Annotated in this window: 1 protein-coding gene; it reads right to left on the reverse strand. The window is 48.5% G+C overall.

What is annotated here, in order from left to right:
- Positions 1 to 311: 311 nt before the first annotated feature.
- Positions 312 to 3,839, reverse strand: coding sequence for a CHAT domain-containing protein (locus CHB65_RS16485; protein WP_179213713.1), 3,528 nt, complete (start codon positions 3,837 to 3,839; stop codon positions 312 to 314).
- Positions 3,840 to 5,159: the final 1,320 nt, after the last annotated feature.

The following is a 5,159-nucleotide window of genomic DNA, read 5'->3' on the forward strand; positions in this document are numbered from 1 at the left end:
CGAGCAAGGCGACTCCCATTACCGTCTTCTCGACCTCGTTTTCCTAAACTCATTACGGCGTGATCGCGTTGCTGTCTTCCATTTTCAATAGAGCACTTACAACGTCTTTGGCTCTGTTGAAACCCTCAAGATCTGATACGAACTGCATGCTGAATACACAGCGCGAACGTAGCACTTGTACTACATAAAACCTCATTTTGAGTGCGTTTCGAGAACTTAACTGCTGTTGAATAGTAAGACGCTACGAAGTTTCTCTACTTAAAAAAAGTGGTCAATCACCAGCAAGCAAGCAAGACCCACTAATAAGACACTTATTCCCTACCGTAAACCTGGAAGGCACTCCAATAGTAGGGGTGGGCAAGTTCTTCCTTCTCCCGAATAAATTCCATTTGTACTTCTCTGAGTTGGGTAGCGTAGTCGCCGTCCGAATTATAGAATTTCCTGAAGAACGTCCGCGTACTCTCGTCGTCTACCCGCCAGAGGGTACCGATCACGTTTGGAGAGCCTGCGTACTGGAACCCACGAGTCAAAGATTTCACCTCGTCTCCCTGGGTTACTTCGCCTATAGCAGTTTCACACGCTGACAACGTGACGAGCTCCGAACCCACATCAAGATTGAAGATGTCTTCCATCAGCAACTCCTCCCCGGCCAACAGGAGCGACGAGTGAATTGGCGATTCGGGGTCATACTGCCCGTGACAGCACAGGTGGGAAATCCTCGCGGAGGCTATTCGCTGCTCAATCTCCCTTTTAGTGGCATCGTCCCCGATCAGCACCTCCGAATCGTATAACTCGGCGACCTCCTTGGCTTCCGCACGTGCGTATTCGAGGTCACCGCGGGGATCACCAACCACCAGCGCCTCCCTATCGTGGCCCCCGTCCGCTTGGTTGAGGAACCGAAGTGATGACGCATTAGCCAGCAACCGCAGTCGGTGCTTCTCAACGAGATAGCTCTCTCCATCGTACAACGCAGGGAACGGCAACAAGTGAAGTGTGCCGTGAGGGACGATCAGGAGGTTCTCAGCCTCAAGTGTGTCGGCCACTGGTTCAATGAGTGCTTGGTAGAGTACCTGTCCCAGTTCCTGCATTCGGCTCAGATCACCCTTCCCTGGAGGCTCGACCAGCTCTCTGTACTCGGTTACGACCTCCTGTAATGGGTTGAAATCTTTATCTGTATCTTTCCCCTCATGTAGAGCGATATGTGACATCGAAACCTTCCGGTGGTCAAGTTCAAACTCATCCAAGAGGAAGATCAGAATCTCGTCGTCGGTGACCACGTACTCAAGTACCTGTTCATCTGGTGTGAGTGCGCTCTGAATTTCGTTGAGTGAAGCCACGTCGACAGTCTTGAGCGTGTAGGCCTCGGGGTTTCTCTTACGAATCTCTTTTAACAACTCAATGTGTTCTGCTTTTTTATTGTCTAATCGCTCAAAGAGATCCTTCTCACTCCACTGGTTTTGGATCTGCTGAATTTTCTGTACAGTTTCAGCCCTCGGTGCTAGCTCGCCGTCGATTGTGGTTGACGCTGACCGATCGAGTCCAGACATAGCATCGCTACCAAACGATCCAGTTCGGAGCGACAGATCAAACGAGGTGCCAGCGATCATGCGTTCTGAACCATCTGGTCTGAGCCTCTCGCGTAGCTGCGTAATCTCCGTCTTGAGTTTCTGCTCTCGCTGTGCGAGTTGCTTAGGGATGTCGCCCGCGATATGTGTGCTTTCGAGCATCTCCAAGAAGATACGTCCCTTCGCACGTTCGGCGAACCCCAACGCCTCCTCGGACTTACCCAGGTCGAGAGCCAGGCATACAATATCGTGATATGTGGAAATGTATTCATCGAAAAAATCTTGCCGGTACTCTCTGAATTTCACCGTCGAACGGATCTCCTCGATCGACTCGATCGAATTCTTGTAATTTTCGTACGCCTTGGACTTCTCTCCGTTGGATAGATTGAGACATGCTAGATTCTGGTCAACCAATCTTAGCGACTCATAGTCGTTAATGGAATCAAAGAACTTTCTCGCTTCAATATACATTCTTTCCGTTTTAGAGTAATTCAGTTCTTTATCTTCACCTATCTCGCTAAGACTCTGTTGAAAAATGCCCTCATAACCGGTCTCGACAAGGCTCTGTTGGACAATACCCTGATTCATGAGGGCTGCGGCGTAGCTACGTGTGCCTTTCTCAAGGCCCTCGGTTCTGGCCCGTTCGTACAACCTTTTCGCCGTCTCGTAATTCTCTCTTGGCTGCACTCCAATCTCGCCAAGCTTCTGCTGGGCGTTGCCCTGATTCATCAGAGCCCCTGCGTAGCTACGTGTGCCTTTCTCAAGGCCCTCGGTTCTAGCCCGTTCGTACAACCTTTTCGCCGTCTCGTAATTCTCTCTTGGCTGCACTCCAATCTCGCCAAGCCTTTGATGGGCGTTGCCCTGATTGATGAGTGCTGAGGCGTATTCTGGTGTGTCTTTCTCAAGGCCCTCGGTTCTGGCCCGTTCGTACAATTCCTTTGCTATCTCGTAATTCTCTCTTGGCTGCACTCCGATCTCGCCAAGCCTCTGATGGGCGTTGCCCTGATTGATTAGGGTTCGAGCATAGTCTGGCGTGCCTTTTCCAAGGATCTCGGTTCTAGCCCGTTCTTGCAACTCTTTCGCCGTCTCGTAATTCTCCCTTGGCCGCACTCCGATCTCACCAAGCCTCTGTTGGACAATACCCTGATTCACAAGGGCCGCGGCGTAGCTACGTGTGTCTTTCTCAAGGCCCTCGGTTCTGGCCCGTTCTTGCAACTCTTTCGCCGTCTCGTAATTCTCCCTTGGCCGCACTCCGATCTCACCAAGCCTCTGTTGGACAATACCCTGATTCACAAGGGCCGCGGCGTAGCTACGTGTGTCTTTCTCAAGGCCCTCGGTTCTGGCCCGTTCGTACAACCTTTTCGCCGTCTCGTAATTCTCTCTTGGCTGCACTCCAATCTCGCCAAGCCCCTGATGGGCGTCGCCCTGATTAATAAGTGCTGTGGCGTATTCTGGTGTGTCTTCCTCAAGGCCCCCGGCTCTAGCTTGTTCGTACAATTCCTTTGCTATCTCGTAATTCTCTCTTGGCTGCACTCCAATCTCGCCAAGCCTCTGATGGATGACGCCTTCCTTTACTAGGACCTTGCCGTAATTTGGTGTGCCTTCCTCGAGACCCCTGGCTCTGGCTCGTTCGTACAACTCTTTTGCCGTCTTGAGATTCTCTCTTGGCCGCACTCCAATCTCGCCAAGCCTCTGCTGGGCGACGCCTTCCTTCACTAGCACTTGGGCATACTTTGATGTGCCTTCCTCGAGACCCTCGGCTCTGGCTCGTTCGTACAACTCTTTTGCCTTCTTGAGGTTCTCTCTGCTGTTTGAACCCTCTATAGCAAGATTGTGTAGAAAAGTGCCAAACCTATAATAGAATTGAATAGTGTTATCAATATTCTTAGCTGCTTGTTCATACGGTTTCACCCCATCTACGGTTTGTTCAACGTTATGATTATTTATTTGCACCTGGAGTTTAAACGATATGTATACGACTCCTTTGTTTGAAGATTGCATCAATAATGAAAGAAGATTCTGTTCAAATGCAGTGCTGCTGCTCTGTTCTATACTATGGCTCACGAAATCCAGAATCCCTGCCTGACCTTTGAAAGACGTTTCTCGTTTGATACTTCCGATCAGAAAGCGATGCACACGTGAGTCTATAGTTTCCGAGTCAACATCGAGATCATGCAGTTCATTCTTGAGTACCTCAAGCGCCTGCTCGTACTCTTCTTTGAGGTAGAGACGTTGGCCTTCAGTAAGAGTATTTTTCATGGTATGAGTCACCATTACATGCCACATAAATTACACGGCAAGAACATAAAGTTGTGAGCGATATAACCTATCGACGGAGAATGTGTAAAGAGATAAAATGGAAAAGTATCCCGAACGGTCGCACCTGATGATAAGATAATAAGTATTGCTGCTAGAACCATCAAAACAAGTACTAGCGGATAATACGACCAGTGAAGGACCCGCAAACGACTCTTGTTTATTCTCTGATTGTTATAAGTAGCTATGTGATATTTGATATACAGTTGTCTCGTGTATTCGTGTCCTTGCTCAAAAGAGTATCCGAGGATAGGATTAAGTCTAATTGTCATATATCCAACTGGGACAAGATTAGCGAGAGAAAGAAGTATTGAAATAAGGAGAAAAAGCGAGAGTACAATGAAGACTATCCCACCTACGACTTCTTGATAGACGAATTGTAACAACGTCAGCAACAGTCCGCTTACCGCCAGAATACCCGCTGCTTTGGACTCAATGTCACGTCGTCGTCCTTCTTCTTCGTTGAATTTCTGCCTCAGATCTACGAGTCCCTTGTCAAGTGACGGTGTCTCATCTTCAAGCAATTCCCTCAGCTCTTCCTCTTCGTTCAGCAATTCCTCTGGTGAGGGTGAATAAAAATCCGTAACTCGTGACATATTCTGCATCACTTAGCAGGTCTTTCACCACAGTGTTCACACTGTGCTAATCCGTGTCTCAGAGATCTCATTTCTTTGTACGCCATCTGTTTATGTTCAGGACACAGTTCCCTGCATTGTTCGCAGAGTGTCGAGTACTCTCCCTCACAGTACGGACAGAAGATTCTAGATGTCATCTATTGTTTGTTCCATATACTTTGTATCCAATAAACTTCGCCCCCTGCTGAATACACAATCTAAGCCTTATTCAGCACGACGAGCGAAAATTATTACTAATTGAATGTTTCAGCAGAGCCACCTCTTTTTATATCCTGGTTGTGTGGTGTCATGCAAATGAATATTGGATTTAGAGCGGCAGCGGAGGGACGTCCTGAGATCGCATTTTGGCCCCTAGCAGTCTTTATTGTATTACTACCTGATGTGAGTTCAATTACAAAACTAATATCCATTATTGCCCTCGCAGGAGGTGGAGGGACGACATACATATTTTTGAAGCGGATCCGTGCCGCCGTGAAAACGGATCGAAAGAGGAACCGCCAACGGGTCAATGTCTCCAGAAGCGGTGCTAGTAATTCGGAGACAAAAAGTCGGTACTTCCCGAACGAGCCGAGAGAGTGCTGTCTGAACGCTACAAAATAGTCACTTTCTGTATGATTAGACGATCAATCTCAGCTACTACCGC

Origin of the sequence: Halorubrum vacuolatum (assembly GCF_900188065.1) — an archaeon.
Lineage (GTDB): Archaea > Halobacteriota > Halobacteria > Halobacteriales > Haloferacaceae > Halorubrum > Halorubrum vacuolatum.